Source organism: Fodinibacter luteus (assembly GCF_039541575.1).
Classification (GTDB): Bacteria; Actinomycetota; Actinomycetes; order Actinomycetales; family Dermatophilaceae; genus Fodinibacter; species Fodinibacter luteus.
Genome location: NZ_BAABGM010000022.1, coordinates 24,421 through 42,242, shown reverse-complemented (window position 1 = coordinate 42,242; position 17,822 = coordinate 24,421). Strand labels below are relative to the sequence as shown.

Annotated in this window: 22 protein-coding genes; 16 read left to right on the top strand and 6 right to left on the bottom strand. The window is 74.7% G+C overall.

From position 1 onward, the window contains the following. Window positions 1–4: 4 nt before the first annotated feature. Both mshD and ABD899_RS15825 read right to left on the bottom strand, forming a co-directional pair. The gene (gene mshD, locus ABD899_RS15830) at window positions 5–892 is read right to left on the bottom strand and encodes a mycothiol synthase (RefSeq protein ID WP_345207747.1); all 888 of its coding nucleotides are present in this window, start codon (window positions 890–892) and stop codon (window positions 5–7) included. Window position 893: 1 nt separating this feature from the next. Continuing rightward, the gene (locus ABD899_RS15825; protein ID WP_345207746.1) at window positions 894–1,592 is read right to left on the bottom strand and encodes a winged helix-turn-helix transcriptional regulator; all 699 of its coding nucleotides are present in this window, start codon (window positions 1,590–1,592) and stop codon (window positions 894–896) included. Between the two features lie 21 nt (window positions 1,593–1,613). Here ABD899_RS15825 and ABD899_RS15820 point away from each other — a divergent pair, with 21 nt between their 5' ends. After that, window positions 1,614–1,886 (top strand): MoaD/ThiS family protein, encoded by a 273-nt coding sequence (locus tag ABD899_RS15820; protein ID WP_345207744.1) that lies wholly within the window; start codon window positions 1,614–1,616, stop codon window positions 1,884–1,886. 16 nt (window positions 1,887–1,902) lie between these two features. Further along, window positions 1,903–2,772 carry a hypothetical protein gene (locus ABD899_RS15815; RefSeq protein WP_345207741.1) on the top strand — a complete coding sequence of 290 codons (870 nt, stop codon included), beginning with the start codon at window positions 1,903–1,905 and terminating at the stop codon, window positions 2,770–2,772. A 37-nt stretch (window positions 2,773–2,809) separates the two neighbouring features. On the opposite strand, the gene ABD899_RS15810 is transcribed toward ABD899_RS15815, so the two are convergent. Next, window positions 2,810–3,181 carry a DsrE family protein gene (locus tag ABD899_RS15810; protein ID WP_345207739.1) on the bottom strand — a complete coding sequence of 124 codons (372 nt, stop codon included), beginning with the start codon at window positions 3,179–3,181 and terminating at the stop codon, window positions 2,810–2,812. A 12-nt stretch (window positions 3,182–3,193) separates the two neighbouring features. On the opposite strand from ABD899_RS15810, the gene ABD899_RS15805 reads away from it, so the two are divergent. Beyond that, window positions 3,194–3,703 carry a heme-binding beta-barrel domain-containing protein gene (locus tag ABD899_RS15805; protein ID WP_345207737.1) on the top strand — a complete coding sequence of 170 codons (510 nt, stop codon included), beginning with the start codon at window positions 3,194–3,196 and terminating at the stop codon, window positions 3,701–3,703. Window positions 3,704–3,729: 26 nt separating this feature from the next. Here the strand turns inward: ABD899_RS15805 and ABD899_RS15800 are convergent, their stop codons facing one another. Then, on the bottom strand, window positions 3,730–4,764 hold the full coding sequence (locus ABD899_RS15800; protein WP_345207735.1) for an LCP family protein: 1,035 nt from the start codon (window positions 4,762–4,764) through the stop codon (window positions 3,730–3,732). 57 nt (window positions 4,765–4,821) lie between these two features. Between ABD899_RS15800 and ABD899_RS15795 the strand changes: the two genes are divergently transcribed. The 9 genes from ABD899_RS15795 to ABD899_RS15755 all read left to right on the top strand — a co-directional run bounded on the left by ABD899_RS15795 (window position 4,822) and on the right by ABD899_RS15755 (window position 11,378). Further along, window positions 4,822–5,244, top strand: a complete 423-nt coding sequence (locus ABD899_RS15795) for a Fur family transcriptional regulator (protein WP_345207734.1) — start codon at window positions 4,822–4,824, stop codon at window positions 5,242–5,244. Between the two features lie 17 nt (window positions 5,245–5,261). Next, window positions 5,262–6,287, top strand: coding sequence for a CAF17-like 4Fe-4S cluster assembly/insertion protein YgfZ (ygfZ, locus tag ABD899_RS15790; protein WP_345207733.1), 1,026 nt, complete (start codon window positions 5,262–5,264; stop codon window positions 6,285–6,287). Between the two features lie 41 nt (window positions 6,288–6,328). After that, a complete protein-coding gene (locus ABD899_RS15785; RefSeq protein ID WP_345207731.1) occupies window positions 6,329–7,195 on the top strand; it encodes a beta-keto acid cleavage family enzyme in 867 nt (288 codons plus the stop codon). Window positions 7,196–7,394: 199 nt separating this feature from the next. Continuing rightward, on the top strand, window positions 7,395–7,898 hold the full coding sequence (locus tag ABD899_RS15780; protein WP_345207729.1) for a DUF4395 domain-containing protein: 504 nt from the start codon (window positions 7,395–7,397) through the stop codon (window positions 7,896–7,898). A gap of 354 nt (window positions 7,899–8,252) precedes the next feature. Further along, window positions 8,253–8,624 carry a helix-turn-helix domain-containing protein gene (locus ABD899_RS15775; RefSeq protein ID WP_345207727.1) on the top strand — a complete coding sequence of 124 codons (372 nt, stop codon included), beginning with the start codon at window positions 8,253–8,255 and terminating at the stop codon, window positions 8,622–8,624. Between the two features lie 41 nt (window positions 8,625–8,665). After that, complete coding sequence (locus tag ABD899_RS15770) at window positions 8,666–9,442, top strand: hypothetical protein (protein WP_345207725.1); 777 nt, start codon at window positions 8,666–8,668, stop codon at window positions 9,440–9,442. 157 nt (window positions 9,443–9,599) lie between these two features. Continuing rightward, on the top strand, window positions 9,600–10,619 hold the full coding sequence (locus tag ABD899_RS15765) for an asparaginase (RefSeq protein ID WP_345207723.1): 1,020 nt from the start codon (window positions 9,600–9,602) through the stop codon (window positions 10,617–10,619). Then, on the top strand, window positions 10,616–11,041 hold the full coding sequence (gene dtd, locus ABD899_RS15760; protein WP_345207721.1) for a D-aminoacyl-tRNA deacylase: 426 nt from the start codon (window positions 10,616–10,618) through the stop codon (window positions 11,039–11,041). Before ABD899_RS15765 ends, dtd begins: the two co-directional genes overlap by 4 nt. Window positions 11,042–11,057: 16 nt before the next feature. Beyond that, window positions 11,058–11,378 carry a DUF2516 family protein gene (locus tag ABD899_RS15755; RefSeq protein WP_345207719.1) on the top strand — a complete coding sequence of 107 codons (321 nt, stop codon included), beginning with the start codon at window positions 11,058–11,060 and terminating at the stop codon, window positions 11,376–11,378. On the opposite strand, the gene ABD899_RS15750 is transcribed toward ABD899_RS15755, so the two are convergent. Beyond that, window positions 11,363–12,166, bottom strand: a complete 804-nt coding sequence (locus ABD899_RS15750) for a class I SAM-dependent methyltransferase (RefSeq protein ID WP_345207717.1) — start codon at window positions 12,164–12,166, stop codon at window positions 11,363–11,365. The genes ABD899_RS15755 and ABD899_RS15750 overlap by 16 nt on opposite strands. A 114-nt stretch (window positions 12,167–12,280) precedes the next feature. Here ABD899_RS15750 and ABD899_RS15745 point away from each other — a divergent pair, with 114 nt between their 5' ends. The 4 genes from ABD899_RS15745 to ABD899_RS15730 are packed head-to-tail and all read left to right on the top strand — an operon-like array spanning window position 12,281 to window position 15,645. Then, window positions 12,281–13,024: a hypothetical protein gene (locus ABD899_RS15745; RefSeq protein WP_345207715.1), complete on the top strand. Its 744-nt coding sequence runs from the start codon at window positions 12,281–12,283 to the stop codon at window positions 13,022–13,024. 13 nt (window positions 13,025–13,037) lie between these two features. After that, complete coding sequence (gene mshA / locus ABD899_RS15740; RefSeq protein ID WP_345207713.1) at window positions 13,038–14,354, top strand: D-inositol-3-phosphate glycosyltransferase; 1,317 nt, start codon at window positions 13,038–13,040, stop codon at window positions 14,352–14,354. Continuing rightward, the gene (locus tag ABD899_RS15735) at window positions 14,351–14,878 is read left to right on the top strand and encodes a type III secretion system chaperone family protein (protein ID WP_345207711.1); all 528 of its coding nucleotides are present in this window, start codon (window positions 14,351–14,353) and stop codon (window positions 14,876–14,878) included. Before mshA ends, ABD899_RS15735 begins: the two co-directional genes overlap by 4 nt. 32 nt (window positions 14,879–14,910) lie before the next feature. Continuing rightward, complete coding sequence (locus tag ABD899_RS15730; protein ID WP_345207709.1) at window positions 14,911–15,645, top strand: phosphoglyceromutase; 735 nt, start codon at window positions 14,911–14,913, stop codon at window positions 15,643–15,645. Between the two features lie 124 nt (window positions 15,646–15,769). Here the strand turns inward: ABD899_RS15730 and ABD899_RS15725 are convergent, their stop codons facing one another. Next, window positions 15,770–17,689, bottom strand: a complete 1,920-nt coding sequence (locus ABD899_RS15725; protein WP_345207707.1) for a hypothetical protein — start codon at window positions 17,687–17,689, stop codon at window positions 15,770–15,772. Window positions 17,690–17,822: the final 133 nt, after the last annotated feature.

Here is a 17,822-nt window from a genome sequence, read left to right as displayed (position 1 = left end):
CCTGTCAGGTGCTCGTGCGGGTGTACTGACCGTCGACCGCGGCATCGGTGAACCCGAGCCGCTCGTACGTGCGCCGAGCAGCCGTGTTGTCGCCGTCGACGTAGAGCTCGACCTCGTCCACGCCGCGCCGGGCGAGGTGGGCGAGACCGAGCCGGGTGAGCGGGCCGCCGAGCCCCCGGCCCTGGTACGCGGGGTCGACGCCGACGACGTAGACCTCGCCACGACCGGCCTCCACCTTGGTCCAGTGGGAGGCGACGACCGCCCCGGTGGTGTCGTCGACGACGAGGAGCAGCCCCTCCGGGTCGAACCACGGCTGGGCCATCCGCTCGCGCAGGTCCGCGACCGTGAGCCGGCCCTGCTCCGGGTGGTCCGCGAAGGCGGCCGCGTTGAGCCGCACCCAGGTCTCGTCGTCGGTGCCCGGCATGAAGGGGCGAACCGAGAAGCCCTCGGGGAGAGCGGGGTCCACGGCATCCGCCGGGCCGAGCCGGCGTGTCATCCGGTGCAGGCTGCGCGTCAGCACGAGTCCTGCGGCCCGGGCCAGGGCCTGCGCCGCGGGCAGCATCCCGTGCGCCCACACGCTGCGGGCACCCTCGGACAGGGCCGCTTCGAGCAGGGCCCGCCCGTGCCCACGCCGGCGCTGGGTCGGCTCGACGACGAGCTCGGCGACGGCATCCGCGGTTCCGGCTCCTGCCACCTGGGCGTACCCGACGAGCGCACCGGCGTGATCGAGCCGGAGCAGGTGCACCACCCCGTCCCGGGCGGGGCCGACGGCGAGCCGGAACGCCTCCGACACCGGGGCGACGCCGTCGACCGCGGCCGCCCGCCCGAAGAGGGCGACGAGCCCGGATGCCGTGGCGTCGGGGACGGCGGGGACGCGCTCGGTGCGCGCCACGTCAGGTCTCGATCTCGGAGAAGGAGTCGGCGACCTCGGGGACGAACCGGTAGCCGACGTTGCGCACCGTGCCGATGAGCACCTCGTAGTCGGTGCCGAGCTTGGCGCGCAGGCGGCGCACGTGGACGTCGACGGTGCGGGTGCCGCCGAAGTAGTCGTAGCCCCAGACCTCCTGGAGCAGCTGCGAGCGGGTGAAGACCCGCCCGGGGTGCTGCGCGAGGTACTTGAGCAGCTCGAACTCCTTGTACGTCAGGTCGAGGAGGCGGCCACGCAGCCGCACGGAGTACGTCGCCTCGTCGATGACGAGCGCCCCCGCCGTGATCGGCCCGCCCTCGTCGACGGTGGCCTCGGCCGTGCGTCCGAGCGCGAGCCGGAGCCGGGCCTCGACCTCCGCGGGGCCGGCCGTGTCGAGGATCACGTCGTCGACGCCCCAGTCGCTCGTCAGCCCGGCGAGCCCGCCCTCGGTGACGACGACGAGCAGGGGCGAGGAGATCCCCGTCGTGCAGATGACCCGGCACAGCGACTTGGCCATCGCGAGCTCGCGGCGGGCGTCGACGATGACGACGTCGGCCTGGGGGGCGTCGACCAGGGCGGACGCCTCCGCAGGCAGGATGCGAACATGGTGGCTCAGCAGTCCGAGCGCCGGGACGACCTCGGCGCTGGGCGCCAAGGTGTTCGTCAGCAGCAGCAGGTGGGCCATCACCCACGAGGATAGGCGGTCATGCACACGACACGTCCGGACGACGGTGCGCTCGAGACGGTCACCGTCCGCTACTGGGCCGGGGCCCGGGCGGCGGCCGGTGTCGACGAGGAGCGGGTGGCGGAGGTCACCACGGTCAGCGCTCTCGCGGAGCGGCTCGTCGCCGCGCACCCCGCCCTCGAGGCCGTCCTGCCGGTCTGCTCGCTCCTCGTCGGCGGGCGCGCCAGCACCGGGGACGACCCGGTCCCGGCCGGGGCCGTCGTCGAGGTCCTGCCCCCCTTCGCCGGGGGATGATGGGAGGATGCCGCGCGTGGACGACCAGCCGAGCGACGTGACCCCGGACTCGGGTCCGGTCGAGGTCCACGAGACGCGCGCCGCCCGCCGGGCCCGCCGTGAGGCCGTGCTCCGCGAGCCGGTCCTGCCGGCCCTGGCGACGGTGCGCCGCCCGGTCGCCGTCGTCGCGACGATCGTGCTCGCCGCCCTCCTCGTGCTCGCCGTGCTCGCCGACCCGGTGCTGCTCGCCGCGGGGCTCGCGTGGGCCGGCATCGTCCTCGCGTGGGGCTGGCCGACGCTCCACGGGTCGTCGAGCCGGTTCGGGTCCTCGCTCGCGATCGGCGTCACGGGGGTGCTCGCCCCCGCGGCCGGGGCCGTCACCTCGGACGAGCCGTACCTGCGGCTGGTGCCGCTCGCGGTCGTCGTCGGCCTCGCCGTCATGTTCGGCCACCAGATCGTGCGTCGCGACGGGCGCCCCCGGCTCACGGACTCGATCGGCATCACCTCGCTCGGCCTCGCCGTCGTCACGATCGGCACGACGTGGCTGCCCCTGTCACGCACGCCCCGCGCCACCGAGGTGGCCGTCGTCGGCTTCGTCGCCATCGCCGCGTCGGCGCCGGCCGACCTCGCGGCGGCCGCCGAGAAGGCGAGGCCGTGGATGATGCCCCTCGCGATGCTCCTCGGCGGGGCGGGCGCCGTCGTCGCGGCCGCGGTGCTCGGTGCCCCGGATGCCGCGCCGGCCGCCCTCATCGGGTTCGTCTGCGCCGCCGTCGCCCACGCCGTGCGCCGGGTGCTCAGCGTGCTGCCGGCCATCACGGCCGTGCGCGGACAGCTCTCGAGCGCCGCGGCGTCCCTGCTCGTGCCGGGCGTCGCCGCCTACGGCCTGGCGCTCGCCGTCGTCGGCTGAGCCCGGAGGGGCTCAGTCGGTACCCGGAGGGGCTCAGTCAGTAGACGAGCGCCCGCGTGCCGGGTGCGACGACCTCCTCGACGAACGCGGCCGCGCCCCGCACCGTGACCCCCGGGAGCAGGTCGTCGACGGTGAGGCCCCGTCGCTGCGCGCACTGGCCGCACACCGTGACCCGGGCCCCCTCGAGGAGGGCGTCGCGCAGCTCGGCGAGCGGAGCCGCGTGGGGCAGCGCGACGGCCTCGGCGCGACCGGGCAGCACGAGGAGGGTCGCGTCGCCGGTGAGCCACAGGCTGACGTCGAGGCCCGAGGCGAGGGCCGTCGCCGCGACGGTGAACCCCTGGTTGAGCCGCTCGAGCGCCTCGACCCCGCAGGTCACCTTGACGACGAGGGTGGTCGCGGGGGAGTCCATAGACTGCAGCGTATGGTCTTCCACCTCGACGCCACCCTCCACGCCGACCTCGCGCCCCTCGCCTGGCTCGTCGGCCGCTGGGCCGGAGCGGGGCTCGTCGGCTACCCGACGATGGAGTCCCAGCGCTTCGGCCAGGAGGTCGTGTGCAGCCACGACGGGCGCCCGTTCCTCGAGTGGCGGTCGCGCACCTGGCTGCTCGACGAGGACGGTCGCCAGGTGCGGCCGCTCGCGACCGAGGTCGGCTTCTGGCGGCCGGTGCCCGTGCACGACGACGGCAGCAACGTCGAGCTGCTGCTCACCCACCCCACCGGCTTCGTCGAGATGTACGCCGGGGTGGCCGACACCGCGAAGGTCGAGCTGCGCACCGACGGGGTCATGCGCAGCCCGTTCGCCAAGGAGTACACCGCCGGCCACCGCATGTACGGCTACGTCAACAGCAACCTCATGTGGGTCATGGACATGGCCGCCGTCGGGCAGCCCCTCCAGTCCCACGTCTCGGCGGAGCTCAAGCGCGTCGAGTGACGGCCCAGGGGGGTGACGCCCACGCCTCAGGGGGTGACGAACACGTCGAGGTACTCGTCCATCGTGTCGGTGCGCAGCGCCTCGCCGAGCTCGGCCATCTTCTCCTCGTCGACGACGTCGATCGACGCGCCGCCCGGCGAGGTGCCGAAGCCCGAGAACGGGGCGGTCGCGAAGACGACGTCCCCGCCGCGGATGTCGCGCAGCGACACGGCGTAGTCGGTCATCGCCCGGATCGACAGGCCCTGGTCGACGACGAGGTTCTCCGTCGCGGCATCCGCGAACCTCGCCACGGCGAGGGGGTTCGTGATGTTCTCCGGGCTCGTCGCCTTGAGGAAGAGCGCCTTGATGAAGGCGAGCTGGCGCCGGCCACGGGAGATGTCGCCCTCGCTCAGCGTGTAGCGCTCGCGGACGAAGGCGAGTGCCTGCTCCCCGTCGAGGTCGTTCCAGCCCTCGACGATGCCGTCGCTCCCGCCCTCCTCGGCATACACGCGGACGCCTCCCACGGCATCCGTCATCCTCTGGAACCCCTCGAAGTCGGTGCGGGCGACGTGGTGGATGCGGATGCCGAGCAGCTGCTCCATCGTCGCGACGAGGAGGGGCTCGCGACCGTAGGCGTACGCCGCGTTGATCTTGTCCTTGCCGCGGCCCGGGATGTCGACCCACAGGTCGCGCGGGAAGTGGATCATCTGGACCGTCGAGGCGTCCTCGGGCACGTGGACGAGCACGATGACGTCCGAGCGGCCGGCGTCGCCGGGCCGGGTGTCGGCGCCGAGGACGAGGAAGTTGGTGCCGATGCCGGTCTCGGGGACGTCGGTGCCGTCGGGGGCGGTCACCGGCGGGCGGTTCTCGGGGAGGAAGTCCTCCTGGGTGATGTTGTCGTTGACCCGGTAGCCGAGGTAGCCGACGAAGGCCACGATCCCGCCGAGGACGAGCGCCACGACGGTCGCGAGCACGATGAGCACGCGGCGCGTGCCCCGGCGGTTGCGTCGCCGCTCCTCGGTGGGGTTCTCCCCGGCGTCCGGGGCACCCTCGATCAGCGACTGCACTCCCTGCTCACTCACCCGGTCAGTGTAGGTGCGGCGTCTGGACGCCCGCTGGGACCGGCCTACATTGGTGGGGTGAGCGATCTGGGCGAGCGGCTGAGGGCACGGGGCAAGCGCCTCACGTCGCAGCGCGAGCGGGTGCTGGCCGCCGTCGGGCGGCTCGGCCACGCGACCCCGGACGAGATCGTGGATGCCGTCGCGGCGGACGGGGGCGGGGCGGTGCCGGCCTCGACCGTCTACCGGGCGCTCGACGCGCTCCAGGAGCTCGGCCTCGTCGGCCACACCCACGTCGACCACCGGGCGCCGAGCTACCACCTCGCCGAGCACGCGACGCACCTGCACGTCGTCTGCCGCGCGTGCGGCTGGGTCGGCGAGGCGCCCCTCGACGTGGCGGACGAGCTCGTCGCCCGCCTCGACGAGACCCTCGGATTCGCCTCGGACGTCTCCCACGCCGCGGTGCACGGCCTGTGCCGCACCTGCCGCGAGGCCACCCCATGACCGCCGGAGGAACCCCGATGAGCACGTCCACGACCAGCTCGCCGCTCCTGGCGCGGCCCGGCGCCGTCGAGGGGGAGGGCACCGACGCCGGCGTCGCGTCGCACTACGGCGACCCGGTGCGCGAGCAGCGGCTCCTCGCCGAGGGGATGGCGGCCGTCGACCTGTCGCACCGAGGGGTCGTCACGGTGACCGGGCCCGACCGGTTGTCGTGGCTGCACTCGCTGACGACCCAGCACCTCACGGGGCTGGCGCCGCGCACCTCGCGCGAGTCGCTCGTGCTGTCGCCCAAGGGGCACATCGAGCACGCCCTCCACCTCGTCGACGACGGCGAGACGACGTGGGTCACGATCGAGCCGGGCACGGCATCCGGGCTCGCGTCCTGGCTGGAGTCGATGCGCTTCATGCTGCGCGTCGAGGTCGCGGACGTGAGCAGCGACTGGGCGGTGCTCGGCGAGCCGGTGGGGGCGGAGTCGGCCTCGGGGGAGCCGCTGGCCTGGGTCGACGCGTGGCCGGGACCGGTCGGCGACACGGCCGTGTACGGGCCGGTCGAGGGCCACCCCGGGCTGGGTCGGGCCTGGCGCGAGCTCATCGTGCCTCGGCCCGGCCTCGAGGCCGCCGTCGGGGACCGGCCGCTCGCGGGGACGTGGGCGGCCGAGGCCCTGCGGGTGGTCGCGTGGCGGCCGCGACTCGGGTTCGAGACCGACCACCGGACGATCGCGCACGAGGTCGACTGGCTGCGCACCGCAGTCCACCTCCACAAGGGCTGCTACCGGGGCCAGGAGACCATCGCCCGCGTGCACAACCTCGGTCGTCCGCCGCGACGCCTCGTCTTCCTCCACCTCGACGGATCCGGGCACGTGCTGCCCCAGGCCGGGTCGCCGGTGCTGTTCGGCGGGCGCGAGGTGGGGCGGCTGACGACGGTCGCCCGGCACCACGAGGACGGCCCCGTGGCCCTCGCGGTCGTCAAGCGGTCGGTGCCCGAGGACGTGGATCTTCTCGTCGGCGAGACCTCGGCGGCGCAGACGGTCGTCGTCACCGGCTGACGGCCGCAGATCCTCCGGTTCGCGGCTGCCATGATGGGGGCATGGCCACCCCCGCCCCGTCCCCGACCGGCACCCTCGTCACCGTCGCCCCGACCGGCGCCGAGCACGCGAAGGTCGACCTGCCCCAGCTGCCCACGACGCTCGACGAGCTCGTAGAGACGGGGCGGCGGTGCGAGGCCGCGGGGGCCGCGCTCATCCACCTGCACATCCGCGACGCCGCGCACGCGCCGACGCTCGACCCCGGCCTCCTGCGCGCCTCCGTCGACGCGCTGCGCTCCGAGACCGACCTCGTCGTGCAGCTGTCGACCGGCGGGTCGGTGCACGACCCGCTCGAGTCCCGCCTCACCGTCCTCGACGCCGAGCCCGACTCGTGCTCCCTCACGTGCGGTACGACGAACTTCGGCGACGACGTGTTCCTCAACCCATGGGGGTTCATGAGCGACCTCTACGTCCAGGCCCAGGAGCGCGAGGTCGTGCCGGAGTTCGAGCTGTTCGACCTCGGGCACGTCCATGCGTTGCGCCGCCTCCTCGACACGCACGGGCTGCCGTTCGGCGCCCGGGTGCACGTCGACTTCGTCACCGGGGTCCCGGGGGGGATGCCGGCCACGACCGCCGCCCTCATGGCGGGCGTCGCGATGCTGCCCCCCGAGGTGACGTCCTGGTCGGCGACCGGCATCGGGCGCGGCCACCTCCCGATCATGGCGGCGGCGCTCTCGGCCGGCGGCCACCTGCGGGTCGGCATGGAGGACAACGTCATGTTCGCGCGCGGCCGGGTCGTCGAGCACAACGACGAGCTCGTCGCGCGGGCGGTCGAGCTGGCCACGCTCATGCAGCGCCCGCCGCTCACGACCGAGCAGGCACGTGAGCTGCTCGGGGTCAAGGACCGCCGGGAGCGTGCGGCGCGCTGACGGAGGGATCGTGGGCCGCCGGGAGCGTGCGGCGCGCTGACGGAGGGATCGTGGGCCGCCGGGAGCGTGCGGCGCGCTGACGGAGGGATCGTGGGCCGACCGGGTGACGGTCGACGCCGGCGCGGGTCAAGGGTGGGGGCGGTCCGCAGAACGGGACGGACCTGTCGGTCCGGGAATGCGAACTGCATAATCTTGGGTTATGGCAAGCGTGCGCATCTCTTTTGAGTTCCCGGCCGTCGTCAACGAGAAGGCGGCCCGGACCGTGGCCGGGGGCGTCGCGCTGGTCTCGGCCCTCGCCCTGGTCACGGGCTGGCTGTGGCTCGCCGCGCTCCTGGCCGTAGGGTTCGCCCTGCGCGTTGCCTTCGGCCCCCGGCGCAGCGTCATCGGCTGGATCGCAGCCGACGTCGTGGCACCGCGCCTCGGCACGCCGAAGCGCGTTCCCGGCCCGCCGAAGCGTTTCGCCCAGGCCGTCGGCCTCGCCCTCACCCTCACGGCCACCGTCTTCCTCGCCGCCGGGCTTCCCGTCGTGACGACCGCGCTGCTCGCGGTGCTCCTGATCTTCGCGAGCCTCGAGGCGGTCGTCGGCTTCTGCGCCGGCTGCTACGTCTTCGGTCTCCTCATGCGGGTCGGACTGGTTCCCGAGGAGACCTGCGCCGCGTGCAACGACATCTCCCTGCGTCGTCGCGAGACCGCGGCCGCCTGAGGGGTGCGGTGCGAGGGGCGAGCACCTCGAGACTTGCTTCGGGAGGGTATGCATCCGATACGGGCTGACCAGCCTCCGATACCGGCGGCCGCGCCCGCGGTCCGGGCGGGCGCACGGTGAGCCTCGCGGGTGGCGGCGCTCGGTGGGCTTGTGGGAGATGCGCGGGGTGGAACCGGCTCGACGGGGGGCCGCCGCCCTCCAGCGGATCGGGGCCGATGCCCGCCCGATTCTGCGCCTCGCCGCGGCTGGCGTAGGCTCTCCCGAGGGCTTCGCACGTGCCTCGCGCCCGCCTGTGAGGGGCTTCACGCTTGCTCTAGTTTGCATTTTGCTAACTAGAGCAAGCATACTGGAGGCGTGAGCAAGAATCCGCTGAACGACCTGGGCAGCAGCCTCGGCGAGTACCTGCGCGAGCAGCGCACGGCCGCCAAGCTCTCCCTCCGTCAGCTGTCCGAGCTCGCAGGGGTCTCCAACCCCTACCTGTCCCAGATCGAGCGTGGACTCAAGCGCCCCAGCGCCGAGATCCTCCAGCAGCTCGCGAAGGGGCTCGAGGTCTCCGCCGAGAGCCTCTACGTCAAAGCGGGCATCCTCGACGCCGAGGTCGCCCCGCTCTCCGATCCCCCGGACGTCCGAGGGGCCATCGCCGCCGACCCGGCCCTCACCGAGCGGCAGCGCAAGACCCTCCTGGACATCTACGAGTCCTACGTCGAGGACACCCCGCGGCAATGACGCCCACCCCGTACTCACGCACCACCACGAAGGAGACATCAATGTCCGTCATGGAAGACATCAGGAAGACCGTCGACACCACCCCGTTCTACGCCGCCGTCGGCGCCACCGACCTCGCGGTCGAGAAGGTCCGTGAGGCCCGGGTCCGCGCGGAGAAGGTCCGCGTCGAGATCTCGGCCGACCTGGCCCCCGCCAAGGTCCAGGCCCGTGCGACGACGATCGCCGACCAGGTCAAGGAGATCCCGGCCGTCGTCATCAACGAGACGATGGTCGTCGGTGGCAAGGTCGTCGAGGGCTACGACGAGCTCGCCGTGCGCGGCAAGAAGCTCGTGACCCGCATCCGCAACCAGAAGGCCACCAAGGACTTCGTCGCCCAGGCCGAGACCACCGTGGCCCAGGCCAAGGGTGCCGTCACCACGGCCCGCAAGGCCACCGCCGACATCGAGCGCTCGGCCAAGGCCACCATCACGACCGCCCGCCACGAGGCCGTCAAGGTCGCCAACGTCGTGACCGGTTCGGTCGCGGAGGAGGCCAAGGTCGCCACGACCGAGGTCAAGAAGTCCGCGAAGGCCACCCGCACGGCGGCCAAGCGCACCACGACGACCACGAAGAAGGCCGCGGAGCGCACCACCTCCTCGGCCAAGGCCGCCACGACGAGCGCTCGCAAGGCCGCCGTCGCCGCGGAGAAGGCCGTCGAGAAGACCGCCGACAAGGTCGGCGACCTGCCCGCCGCCAAGACCACGGTCAAGCCGGTCACCGCGACCGTCGAGACCCCCGTGGCCGAGGTCACCGTGAAGGCCACCGAGAAGAAGGCCTGACCGCAGCACCCGTCGCCGGCCCCGGCCGACGACACCCGTCACCGGACCCCCCTTTCCCGGTGACACCCCCGACGACCGGGGCCGGGTCACCGGCCCCGGTCGTTCGCGTGCCCATGGGGATGCCGTCCGCCCGCCTGCGCGCGGATAGGGTCGTCGCGTGCCCGCCGAGCCCGCCCCGCCCGTCACCACCCCGCCGGCCCTCGCCGAGGCCCCGGTCGTCGCGCACGTGACCCGGGGCGGCGTCGTCGAGTCGGTGCACCGGGCGAGCATCGCCGTCACGGGCCCTAACGGGGTGCTCACCGCCGCGTGGGGCGCGGCCGAGGACCCGGTGTTCCCCCGGTCCTCGAACAAGCCGCTCCAGGCGGCCGCGATGCTCCGCGCCGGGCTCGAGCTGCCCCCGCACCACCTCGCCCTGGCCAGTGCCAGCCACTCCGCCGAGCCCTTCCACCTCGATGCCGTGCGGGACATGCTCGCCGCCGCCGGGCTCACCGAGGCCGACCTGCAGAACACCCCCGACCTGCCCTACGAGCCGGGGGAGCGCGACGTGTGGATCGCCGCCGGTCGCACCGCGCGCCCGCTCGCGCAGAACTGCTCCGGCAAGCACGCCGCCATGCTCGCGACCTGCCGGGTCAACGGCTGGGACCTCACGACGTACCGCGACGCCGGCCACCCCCTCCAACGACTCATGGCCGACACGATCGCCGACCTCGCCGGTGAGCCGGTCGCCGCGACCGCCGTCGACGGCTGCGGAGCCCCCGTCATGGCGATCTCGCTCGCGGGCCTCGCCCGGGCGTTCGGGCGCATCGCCGCGGCCGGGCCCGACACGCCCGAGGGCACCGTGGCCGCCGCCATGCGGGCCCACCCCGAGTACGTCGGGGGCACCCGGCGCGACGTCACGGCGCTCATCCGCGGCACCGACGGGCTCATCGCCAAGGACGGCGCCGAGGCGGTGTACGCCGCCGGGCTCGACGACGGCCGGGGTGTCGCCCTCAAGATCACCGACGGCTCCCAGCGAGCCCGCCCCGTCGTCCTCGCCGCGGTCCTGCGGCAGCTCGGGGTGCGCTCGAGTGCGTACGACCGGCTCGAGGACGCCCCGGTGCTCGGCCACGGGCGCCCGGTCGGCTCGATCGTCGCGGTCGGGATCAGCCCCGAGACCCCGGTCGGAGGCCGTGCGTGAGGGCCGTGCTCCAACGCGTCGCCCGCGCCTCGGTGACGGTCGACGGCGAGGGCGTCGGCGAGGTGACCCGCCCCGGCCTGCTTGCGCTCGTCGGCGTCACCCACGACGACGGCGAGGAGCAGGTCACGACGATGGCCCGCAAGATCGCCGAGCTGCGCATCCTGCGCGACGAGCGCTCCGTGCGCGACGAGGGTGCCCCGGTGCTCGTCGTCAGCCAGTTCACCCTCTACGCCGACACCCGCAACGGCCGCCGCCCGTCGTGGAACGCGGCAGCACCCGGCCCGGTCGCGGAGCCCGTCGTCGAGCGGGTCGTCGAGGCGCTGCGGGCCCGCGGCGTCGAGGTGGCGACCGGCCGGTTCGGGGCCCACATGGACGTCGAGCTCGTCAACGACGGGCCGGTGACGATCGTCCTCGACGTCTGACGCTTACGCTTGACCCATGAACCTGCTCGAGGACCTCCAGGATTACATCGTCCTGGGGCTGTCGATCGTCGCCCTCGGCGTCGAGGTCTGGGCGTTCCTCGACTGCGTCCGCCGCCGGCCCGACGCCTTCGTCGCCGCCGGCAAGCGCACGAAGCAGTTCTGGATGCTCGTCACGGGCGTCGCCATGCTCCTCGGGTTCGTCGCGCTCGGCGGCGTGGGCTTCCTCGCGATCATCGCCATCGTCGCCGCCGGGGTCTACCTCGCCGACGTCAAGCCCGCTCTCGACCAGGTCATGGGCCGCGGCAGCGGCCGGCAGGGGCCCTACGGCCCCTGGTGAGGCGCGACGGCATCCCAGGCCAGCGTCAGCTCGCCGAGGCGCCAGCGTGAGGGTCCGTCGAGCAGCGGCCACCCGGCATCCCGCATCGACCTCGCGGCCGAGAGGAAGCGCTGCCGGATGCCGTACGCGGCCTGGGGGGCCTGCCGCGCCCACGCCTCGTCGAGCGAGGTGAGCAGCCGGTGCACGGGCTCGCCGGGCACGTTGCGGTGGATGAGGGCCTTGGGCAGGCGCTCGGCGACCACCCCCGGGCGGTCCAGGCCGCGCAGCCGCCAGCTCAGCGTCAGGCTCACCGGCCCCTCGGGGGTGACGGCCACCCACGACGCGAGGCGCCCGAGCTCGTCGCACGTGCCGTCGACGAGCAGCCCGTCGGGAGCCAGCCGCGCCGTCGTCGTCGCCCACGCGCCGGCGACCTCGGACGCGTCGTACTGCCGCAGCACGTTGAACGCGCGCACGACGACCGGCCGGCGGTCCCCGGGCAGGGGGACCTCGAACCCACCGACGGCGAAGCCGAGCCCGGGACGCTCGAGCGGCCGGGCCGCCGCCACTCGGTCGGGGTCGATCTCGATCCCGACGACCTCCACGTCGGGCCGCACCGCCCGCAGCCGGTCGTGCAGCTCGACGGCCGTGACCGGCGAGGCGCCGTAGCCGAGGTCGACGACGACCGGTGGGCCAGGGCTCCGGCGCAGCCGCCACGCCTGCGGGCCGGCGAGCCAGCGGTCGCAGCGGCGCAGGCGGTTGGGGTTCGTCGTGCCCCGGGTGATGACCCCGACGGGGCGCTGCTGCGTCACGGGCCCAGCGTAGGTGCCGGCCCGCGCCGTGGCCGGGGACGGCGGACCCACAGGGAGCCGACATACCCTGAGCAGGTGCTGGCGTGGTGGCGCAGACGTGCGCGAGACGGCCGGGTGAGCCTGTCGATGGTCGCCCTCGTCGTGTCGCTCGCGGCCGCCCTCGTGCTCGGCCTCACGAGCTGGGTGCCCAAGGTGCTCGCCCGCGACATCGGCGTCGCCGACGTCGAGCCCGGCCTGCTCGAGGTGGCCCAGGGAGCCCGGGGGGTGCAGTCACTCGGGGCGGGGCTGTCGGTCGCGCTCTACGACTCCGGCTTCCGGCTGTCCCGGGGCAGCACCGTGCTGGCCGACACCGTGACCCGCGGCGCACCCGTCACCGCCGTGCGCGGGTCCCTCGGCGAGGTCGACGACCACCCGCGCGAGGAGGTCTCGGCCGAGCTCATGCACGTGCGGGTCGACGGGGTCCGCAGGGTCGACGACACCGTCGAGTACACCGGCGTCGTCCACGACGGCGAGACGACCCTGCCGCTGCGGATCGGGTTCGAGCCGACCGACGGGCGGATCCGGATGGAAGCCGCGGTGCCCGGCGCCGACGCGCTCGCCATCCACCTCGACTGGCGACCCGCGACGACGGGGATCGCCCCGGCCCTGCCCGAGCGCAACCTCCGGGAGCGGGCCTACTGGGTCGACCCGTCCGTCGTCGAGCAGCCGGCGTTCACGTGGGTGCTCGGCACCGACGTCTCGATCGGGCCGGTCCAGGTGCCGCGGGCCGTCGACCTGCGCCAGGACGGCCGGATCGCCGTCCACGTGTGGTCCCCCCGGGCCGTGGTGACCGTCACGGACACGCCGAGGCCGGCGTGACACACTCGGAGCCATGAGCACGCCCCCCACCGGCCGACGGCTCCACCGCGTCGCCATGGTCACCGTGCACACCTCTCCCCTCGCCCAACCCGGCGAGGGCGACGCCGGCGGGATGAACGTCTACGTCCTCGAGGTCGCGCGCCAGCTCGCCCGGCGGGACATCGCCGTCGACCTGTTCACCCGCACGACGAGCGCCTCGCAGCCCGCCGTCGTCGAGGTGGAGCCCGGTGTCGTCGTGCGGCACCTCGCGGCGGGCCCGTACGAGGGGCTGTCGAAGGAGGACCTGCCGGGCCAGCTGTGCGCCTTCGCGGCGGGCATGATGCGCGTCGCGGCCCACGCGCCGCCCGGCTACTACGACCTCGTCCACTCGCACTACTGGCTCTCGGGCCAGGTCGGCTGGCTCGCGGCCGACCGCTGGGGCGTGCCGCTCGTCCACACGATGCACACGATGGCGCGGGTCAAGAACCTCCACCTCGCCGACGGCGACGTCCCCGAGCCGCTCGGTCGCGAGATCGGCGAGGCCCAGGTCGTCGAGGCCGCCGACCGGCTCGTCGCGAACACCGCCCGCGAGGCGCAGGAGCTCGTCGAGCTCTACGACGCCGACCCCGCCCGCGTCGTCGTCGCCGAGCCGGGGGTCGACCTCGCCCTGTTCCGTCCCGGCTCCACCCTCGAGGCCCGCGCGGCCGTCGGCGTGCCCTCGGATGCCGTCCTCCTCCTCTTCGTCGGCCGGATCCAGCCGCTCAAGGGCCCCGACGTCGTCGTGCGGGCCGCCGCCGAGATGGTCCGGCGCAGACCGGAGCTGCGCTCGCGGCTCGTCGTCGGCATCCTCGGCGGGGCGAGCGGCACCGGGGTGCGCAACCCGATGGGGCTCCCCGAGCTCGCCGAGCGGCTCGGCATCGGCGACCTCGTCCGGTTCGTCCCGCCCGTCGACCGCGCCACCCTTGCGCAGTGGTACCGGGCCGCCGACGTCGTCCCGGTGCCCTCGCACAGCGAGTCGTTCGGGCTCGTCGCCGTCGAGGCGCAGGCGTGCGGCACCCCCGTCGTCGCGGCCGACGTCGGTGGCCTGCCGACGGCCGTCGGCCCGGGCGGCGTGCTCGTCGTCGGCCACGACACCGCCGACTGGGCCACCGCGATCTCCGGGGTCGTCCTCGACCCCGACCGCCGGGCCGGCCTGGCGCGGGCGTCCGCCGAGCACGCCGCCGGCTTCGGCTGGGCCCGCACCGCACAGCGGCTCGCCGAGGTCTACGCCGACGCGATGACCCACCCCCGCGAGGCGCCGATCAGCGACGCCGAGCTGCTCACCGGCATCCCTTCGGCGGTCATCCCGTGACCGACCGCGCCACCGTCTGCGCGACGATCGAGTCGTACCTGCGTGAGAGCGGGCTCGAGTGGGAGCCCGGGTCCCGCGACGGCGAGTACGTCGTGACCCTGCCCGGTGAGAAGAAGCTCAGGACGGTCGCGTCGCTCGTCGTGGCCGACACCGCGGTCTCGGTCTCGGCCTTCGTCATCCGCAACCCCGACGAGAACCACGGCGAGGTCTACCGGTTCCTGCTCCGCCGCAACCTGCGCCTCCCGGGCCTCGCGTACGCCGTCGACCGGGCCGGCGACGTCTACGTCACCGGCCGCGTCCCGACCGCAGGGGTCGACGCGACGTACCTCGACCAGCTGCTCGGGGTCGTGCTCACCGCGTGCGACGAGCCGTTCAACGAGCTGCTCGTCATGGGGTTCCTGTCCTCGATGCGCAAGGAGTGGGAGTGGCGCGTCTCGCGCGGCGAGAGCCTGCGCAACCTCGAGGCGTTCCGCGGCATCCTCGCCCGTCCCGGGGACCCGGAGGCCGGCCAGCAGACCACCTGACCCCGCTCCCGGCGGGTGGCTAGGCTGGCGGCATGGCACACACGCTCATCCTCCTGCGACACGGCGAGTCCGACTGGAACCAGAAGAACCTCTTCACCGGGTGGGTCGACGTCGACCTCACCGAGAAGGGCCGTGCCGAGGCGGTGCGCGGGGGCCACCTCATGCGCGACGCGGGGCTGCTGCCCGACGTCGTGCACACCTCGGTGCTGCGCCGGGCCATCACGACGGCCAACCTCGCCCTCGACGCGTGCGACCGGCACTGGATCCCGGTGCGCCGCAGCTGGCGGCTCAACGAGCGCCACTACGGCGCTCTCCAGGGCCTGGACAAGGCGGCGACCCGCGAGAAGTACGGCGACGAGCAGTTCATGCTGTGGCGCCGCAGCTTCGACACCCCGCCGCCGCCGATCGAGACGGGCACCGAGTTCGACCAGACCGGCGACCCGCGCTATGACGGCATCGACGTGCCCCTCACCGAGTGCCTCAAGGACGTCATCCCGCGGATGATGCCCTACTGGGAGACCGACATCCAGTCCGACCTCCGGGCCGGCCACACGGTGCTCGTCACCGCCCACGGCAACTCGCTGCGCGCCCTCGTCAAGCACCTCGACGGCATCAGCGACGACGACATCGCGGGCCTGAACATCCCCACGGGCATGCCGCTCGTCTACCGGCTCGGCGACGACTTCATGCCGACCGGGCGCGGTGAGTACCTCGACCCCGAGGCGGCCGCCGCGGCCGCGGCCGCGGTCGCGAACCAGGGGCGCTGACCCCGGCGGGACGTCCGGCAGGTCGGGCCCCCAAGGCCCCAGAGTGCCGGACGCAACACGCCCCGGAGTGCCGGACGCAACACGGCCCAGAGCGCCGCACGCACCGTGGGTGCGGACGGCTCGGTCAGCGGGGCCGCACCCACAGGTCCCGAGGGTCGCCGCGGCGGAACACCTGCCGCCACGCCCCGAGCCGTCGACCCGACGCGTCCCACAGGACGAGGCGGTAGACCGACGCGAGCCGCGCGTCGACGACCTCGAGCACGCCGGTGCCCTCGTCGAGCGGGGAGACCCGCGACGTCGGGTAGACGTTCGAGGCGACGGCGACGAGCTGCGCGTGCGCCGCCCCGAGGCCGGGTGCGACGACGAGGAACCGTCCCGTGTTCGACCGGAACCACGGCAGCCGCACGGCGAACGGGTCGCCCGCCTGCTCGGCCGGGATGCAGCGCGCCGTCTCGACGTCGAGGGCAGCCAGACCGCCGCGCCCGTCGCCGGCGACCCGGACCGAGCGCAGCACCGCGCCCCCGGGCAGCAGCGTCTCGGCCACGACGACCCTGCCGCCGCGGGCCGGGTCGCCGTCGTCCGAGCCCACGCCGGTCCGTTCGGGTGCGAGGACGTCACCGCGCGTCCCGACGTCGTGGACGACCCGGCTGCGCACCGCGGCCGGAGCCAGCCCGGTGCACGCGGCGACGAAGGGGGTCAGGGCGGCGACGAGCGAGGCCCCGAGGGGTGCGGCCGGGTCGATCGGGCCGAGGCCGGGCACGGAGGCGGCGAGCGGCCCTCCCTCGTAGCCGTCGATCCGCACCCGCAGGGCCGGCGGGACACCGTCGCCGAGGGGGACGGTGGCGACGCCGTCGCGCAGGGCGACCTCGTCCCACGTGCGCTCGACGTCTCCCCCGGGCGTGTACCGCACGCGGGCAGAGTGCTCGGCGACGAGCACGGTGGGCCTGCCGAGCAGGAGCAGCCCGGCCGGCCCCCCTCCACGGGGCGCGGTCAGCACGAGCGGGACGACGTCGTCGGCGAACTGGAGGCGGTCGCGCACGAGGTGGCTCTGGAGGAGCAGGGCGGGGGCGACGCCCTCCGGGCCGGCCCACAGCAACAGCCGGCTCCCGCCCGGCCCGGCCACCGCTGTCGCCGCGACGACGACGCGCCGGCCGAGCACGTCGTCGGCGAAGAGGAGCCGGGCCGTCGTGGACGCCGACGTCGCCAACACCGCGAGCCGGGGGTCGCCCGCGAGGCGGCCGCGTGCCGGCCACGTGGCCGTCGTCGTCCACACGGGGTCACCCGGTTCCGGTGGTCGGGGAGGGGCGCCGGATGCCGCGCCGCGTGCGACCTCGCGCGCCCCCCACGTCGCGGCCGTGCCGACGGCGAGGGCGCCCACGGTGCCGAGGACGACCGAGCGCCGGTGCACCCGCCGGCTGCGGGCGGCGACGAGCTCCGCCGGGTCCGGCGGGTCGTCCGGGCCGCGCAGGACGAGGTCGAGGGCGGCCTCGAGGTCGCGGTCCAGCGCCCACTCGGCCTCGGGGTGCCCCTCGGCCGCGCGCGCCGCCCCGTGGGCGGCGAGCAGCCGGCCACGTACGGACTCCCGGGCCGTGCGGACGCGCTCGGACGGCATCCCCAGCAGGGCGGCGATCTCGTCGTCGCCGAGGTCCCAGGCGGTGCTGGCCACGAGCGCCGCACGCTCGAGCGGGGTGGCGCCGAGCAGGACCGGGACGAGGGCGAGGACGCTCGCGTCGGGGGGCGTGTCGCCCACCCCGGGCAGGTCCGCGAGACGCGTGGCCCCGGTGCGGGCGCCGCCCCGGCCCGGTCGCCGGGCCCCGCCGTCCGCCGCCTCGAGCGCCGCCAGGAGGACGGCCCGGCGGGCGCAGGCCGCGGGGGCGCCGTCGTCGCGGACGGCATCCCACGTCGACTGGAGCTCGGCGAGCACGTCCGTCGTGACCCGACGGGCCCGGTCGGTGTCGAGCAGGACGAGCCGGGCCGCCGGCTCGAGGTCGGGCCACCGGGCGGCGACGAACCGCCGGAAGTCCTCGTCGACGGTCAGGGTCACCGGTCCAGTGTCCGCCTCGGGCGCCCCCCCGACCAGAGGCCGGTACGGCTCGGGTGGGGCCCGGGCGGGGCTCGGGTGGGGCTCAGGCGGGGGTCGGGTGGGGCCGAGGTCGGGCTCGGGTGGGGCTCGGGCG